The 4,853-nt window shown below is 38.3% G+C and carries 3 protein-coding genes; all 3 read right to left on the bottom strand.

Annotated elements, in window-relative coordinates; all coding sequences use genetic code 11:
* Nucleotides 1-643 (bottom strand): response regulator transcription factor RprY (gene rprY, locus I6E24_RS15300; RefSeq protein ID WP_235329467.1); only part of this gene is annotated, 643 nt, incomplete at its 3' end.
* A 1-nt stretch (nucleotide 644) separates the two neighbouring features.
* Nucleotides 645-2,201, bottom strand: a complete 1,557-nt coding sequence (locus I6E24_RS15305) for a sensor histidine kinase (RefSeq protein WP_235329469.1) — start codon at nucleotides 2,199-2,201, stop codon at nucleotides 645-647.
* A gap of 265 nt (nucleotides 2,202-2,466) precedes the next feature.
* Nucleotides 2,467-4,626 carry an elongation factor G gene (locus tag I6E24_RS15310; protein WP_235329471.1) on the bottom strand — a complete coding sequence of 720 codons (2,160 nt, stop codon included), beginning with the start codon at nucleotides 4,624-4,626 and terminating at the stop codon, nucleotides 2,467-2,469.
* Nucleotides 4,627-4,853: the final 227 nt, after the last annotated feature.

Raw genomic sequence — 4,853 nt, forward strand, 5'->3', positions numbered from 1 at the left:
CTATTGAAGGATCTGCCTTGAGGTGCTTACGCAATTTTGTTATATAAACATCCATACTTCTGGCATTAAAATAATTGTCATCTATCCATATATTCTTAAGTGCATAGTCTCTCTGGAGAATCTCGTTTGCATGCGAACACAACAAAGACAAAAGCTCTGATTCTTTAGTTGTAAGTTTAGTCTGCTTATCGCCGATTGTCAGCAATTGCTTTTGTGTATCAAAAGTAAAGTTACCAATAGTATACATTGAACTTTCCTTTACCTTTTTACCTTTCACACGGCGTAAGATAGCCTCAATACGTAGTGTCAATTCCTCCATACTGAAAGGCTTGCTGATATAGTCATCCGCACCTATTTTGAATCCTTCCAAAATATCTTCCTTCATTGTTTTTGCAGTAAGGAAAATCACCGGAACTTCAGAATTAATCTGTTTTATTTCCTGTACCATAGAAAAACCATCCTTCACTGGCATCATCACGTCTGTGACAATCATATCATATTTTCCTCTCTGGTAACCTTTAACACCTTCGTCACCATTCAGAAACAAATCAGCTTCATAACCTTTTGCCTGTAAATATTCTCTCAAAAGCATGCCAAGATTCTCATCATCTTCGCACAATAAAATACGCATTCTTTCGTCCATATCAATCTTCTTTAAATAATGGTAATACAATAATAAATTTAGTTCCGACATTCAGTTCACTCTCAGCTCTGATACTTCCATTGTGATCTGAAATAATCTTCTTTACATAGGCCAGTCCCAAACCGAATCCTTTCACGTCATGAAGGTTTCCGGTGTGAACACGGTAGAACTTGTCAAATATCTTTTTCAAATTTTCTTTCTTTATACCTATACCGTTGTCTTCAACAGAGATATGAAGCTTATTTGCCTCATTCCACGTTCTGACTTTCAAGCTTATATCTACATCAGCACGTTTATACTTAACAGCATTATCCAACAAATTAAATATCACATTTGTGAAATGCATTTCATCTACAAATATAAAAGGATCTGTAGCATCCAACTCTGCATCCAACGTACCATGACAACTTTCCACTTTCAGCCTGAAAGTATTTATAACCCCGTTTATCAGTTCGTTAGCATCAATCTTCTTTTTCTTCAAAGTTGCTTTCTGACGTTCGAACATTGACATCTGTAACACTTTTTCCACTTGGAAACGCAGACGCTTGGTTTCATCATTTATCACTCCTGATATATGCTTAAACATCACAGGCGATTTTCCTACAGCCGGATCATTAAGCATCTGAGCCGCAAGTGAAATTGTAGAGATAGGGGTCTTGAACTCATGCGTCATATTATTGATAAAGTCGTTCTTTATCTCTGTAAGCTTCTTCTGACGGAATATAATATATATAGTAAATATAAATGTTATCAGAAGTACTACTGTAAAGATAATTGAAGGTATCATAAACTTTACAGAACTGAAAATATAATCATCCATAGTAGGGAAAAATATTTTCACATATCCCATTTTTGCAGGAGGGTCATTCTCAAACAACAGTCTTGAATATATTTTCTCACCGTCATACACATAATCAGAGCATCGGTAAATTTCCTTTCCATCCCTGTCCGTAACCATAAAATGATACGGCAAATCCAATCCGTTATTGAGCAATTCTGATTTTATAAAATGATCCAATTGCTTAAAGTTTATCCTCTCTTTAATAGGCTTGTCACTTGCTGTATAAAGTATATTATATACCACCTCATCCAGCAAAGCCCTCTGATAGACATATCTTTCCTTTATTATTTCCTGCAGTGTCCTTGATGTCTGCGGAATATTCTTTCCGTTGGATATTATCACTTTGGGGACATTGGCAGGCCTGTTAGTAATAGTCTTAAATTCAAAAGTTGAATACATGCTTCCATCAGGCGATGTTATAGTATATTGGTGATGCTGCTGGAGAATGTCTTCACTTACTTTTCCTTTATTAAGATTAAACTGTTCCGAAAGCCTAGCCGCCCTTTCAGTAGCAGCGACATCCGCCTCAAGATACTTCTTGGTTTCCACCAGTTCAAGATTACGCACGGACTGAACAAGACTGCGGTTTACATTCTCTTCGAATTGTCCACGACGCATCTTAACCATCTCTTCTATGTAACTTACCTGCAAATATAGCAGACTAAGAAAAGACAGAGCCATAATGACTCCTAATATCCATATTGTTGACTTTTTCATGGTGACAAATTTAACAAGCTAATTAATATAATCATCATCAATTAACATGTTTTACATGGCATTTTTTCAGATTTAACAATAAACCATCATTTTGATTAATAAAATCACAATTAAAAGTCACACTCAAAGCATTTACTTTACAAAAATAATATAACTTTAAATGTATAACAACTAAAAGTGACAAAAAGTTCATGAAAAGTGAATAAAAAAAAGCCGTATTTTTAAGAAATACGGCTTTTTTATGTATTAAAATATCAACTAATTATCAATCTTCATTCTTTTCCTGCTCTTCAAATTCCTTCATAAGTTTATTCTGAACATCTGTTGGAACAAGTTCGTAGCTTGCAAACTTCATAATGAACGAAGCACGTCCACCTGTCAATGAACTTAAAGCAGTAGAATAATTGGACATTTCTTTCAAAGGCACCTTTGCTGCCAGCTTTTCATATCCCTTTTCACTACTCATACCCATAATCATACCGCGGCGTCCCTGCATATCACTCATAACGTCACCAAGTTTGTCGCTCGGAACAAAAACTTCCACATCATATATAGGTTCAAGAATCTTAGGCCCTGCATTCTTGAATGCTTCGCTAAAGGCATTACGTCCTGCAAGCATGAACGAGATTTCATTTGAGTCAACCGGATGCATCTTTCCATCATATACGATAACACGTACATCGCGTGCATACGAACCAGTCAGAGGTCCCTGTTCCATTCGGCTCATGATACCTTTAAGGATTGCAGGCATAAATCTTGTATCGATAGCTCCACCTACAACACTGTTGATGAATACCAACTTACCACCCCATTCCAAATCAACGGTTTCAGTACTCTTGACATTAATCTTGAATTCCTGACCATTGAATTTATAAACCTCAGGAGTAGGCATACCTTCGTAATATGGTTCCACAATAAGATGAACTTCACCGAACTGTCCGGCACCACCCGACTGTTTCTTATGTCTGTAGTCAGCACGTGCAGCCTTAGTGATAGTTTCTCTGTAAGGTATCTTTGGTTCAAGGAACTGAACAGCCAGTTTCTCATTATTTTCAAGACGCCATTTCAGTGTGCGCAAATGGAACTCACCCTGACCATGAACAAGAATCTGCTTCAATTCCTTTGACTGTTCAACAACCCATGTAGGATCTTCCTCACGCATACGGTTAAGGATAGCCATCATCTTTTCAGTATCAGCCTCATTTTCCGGTTTGATAGCTCTAGTATATTTAGGATTTGGATACTTGATGAAATTGAATCTGTTTTCGCAGTCCTTGCTGTTCAGAGTATTACCGGTCTTGACATCTTTCAGCTTAACTGTACAACCGATATCACCAGCTCTCAATTCTTCCACCTTTTCACGGTTTGCACCTGCACAAACATAAAGCTGAGCCATACGTTCTTTTGATCCACGGTCGGCATTATTCAAATCATCACCCTCGTGAACCGCACCACTCATCACCTTGAAGTACTGAACATCGCCGATATGAGGCTCAACGGCAGTCTTGAAGAAATAAAGTGAAGTAGGAGCATCAGCCACAGGAGGCACAGGAACGCCACGTGTATTGTGAACCACAGGCATTTCGTCTACGAAAGGCACTACGTTACCAAGGAATTCCATCAATCGGCGTACACCCATGTCTTTTCCCGCACATACGCAGAACACAGGGAACATGCCGCGTGCAGCCAATCCCTTGCGGATACCTTCACGCATTTCGTCTTCCGTAAGCGATTCTGATTCAAAGAATTTTTCCATAAGAGTCTCATCGTGTTCGGCAGCAGCCTCAACAAGTCTCTTATGCCATTCCATAGCCTTTTCCATTTCTTCTTCCGGAACAGGTTCGATAGTAGGAGCACCACCTTCAGGTCCCCACGAATATTTTTTCATTAAAAGTACATCAATCAACGAATTGAAGTCCGGACCTGTACTGATAGGATACTGAACCGGAACAACTTTAGAACCATAATTCTCAGTCAACTGTTCGAGTACTTTATCGAAATCGCAGTTAGGCGAGTCAAGCTGGTTAACGAGGAAGATAACCGGTTTACCCAACTTCTCTGTATAACGGAAGTGATTCTGAGTACCAACTTCAGGTCCATACTGACCGTTCAGAAGCAACACGGCTGTATCGGTTACATTTAACGCAGTCATTGCAGCCCCCACGAAGTCATCACTACCCGGACAGTCTATGATATTTAGTTTTTTACCATTCCACTCCACATGATAAACGGTAGAGAATACAGAGTAACCATACTCCTGCTCTACCGGGAAATAATCGCTGACAGTGTTCTTGGCAGTAATTCTGCCGCGACGTTTTATAATACCACTCTCAAAGAGCAACGCTTCAGTGAGGGTGGTTTTACCTGAGCCATCATTGCCAAGAAGTGCAATGTTTTTGATTTCGTTAGTCTGATATACTTTCATGGTATTCTAGATTAAAAAATTAATAGAATAAAGGATATGCTTTTCATATCTCATTTTTAAGTTGGCGCAAAATAGAAATTTATGTTCAGAAATCCAACTGTTACATTCGTGTTACTAAACTATGTTTTCCGACACATAACGTAATATACCCCTTTAAATCATACGATTAGAATGATTTAAAGGCAGATAAAGATAAAAAAACACCTATAGAAAAAGTTTTCTCGTAC

The sequence above is a fragment of the Bacteroides caecigallinarum genome, assembly GCF_021530995.1.
Classification (GTDB): Bacteria; Bacteroidota; Bacteroidia; order Bacteroidales; family Bacteroidaceae; genus Phocaeicola; species Phocaeicola faecigallinarum.

Bases quoted from the DNA above. Each gene is read 5' to 3' on its own strand.
- I6E24_RS15305 (WP_235329469.1), bottom strand. From the start codon at position 2,201: ATGAAAAAGTCAACAATATGGATATTAGGAGTCATTATGGCTCTGTCT.
- I6E24_RS15310 (WP_235329471.1), bottom strand. From the start codon at position 4,626: ATGAAAGTATATCAGACTAACGAAATCAAAAACATTGCACTTCTTGGC.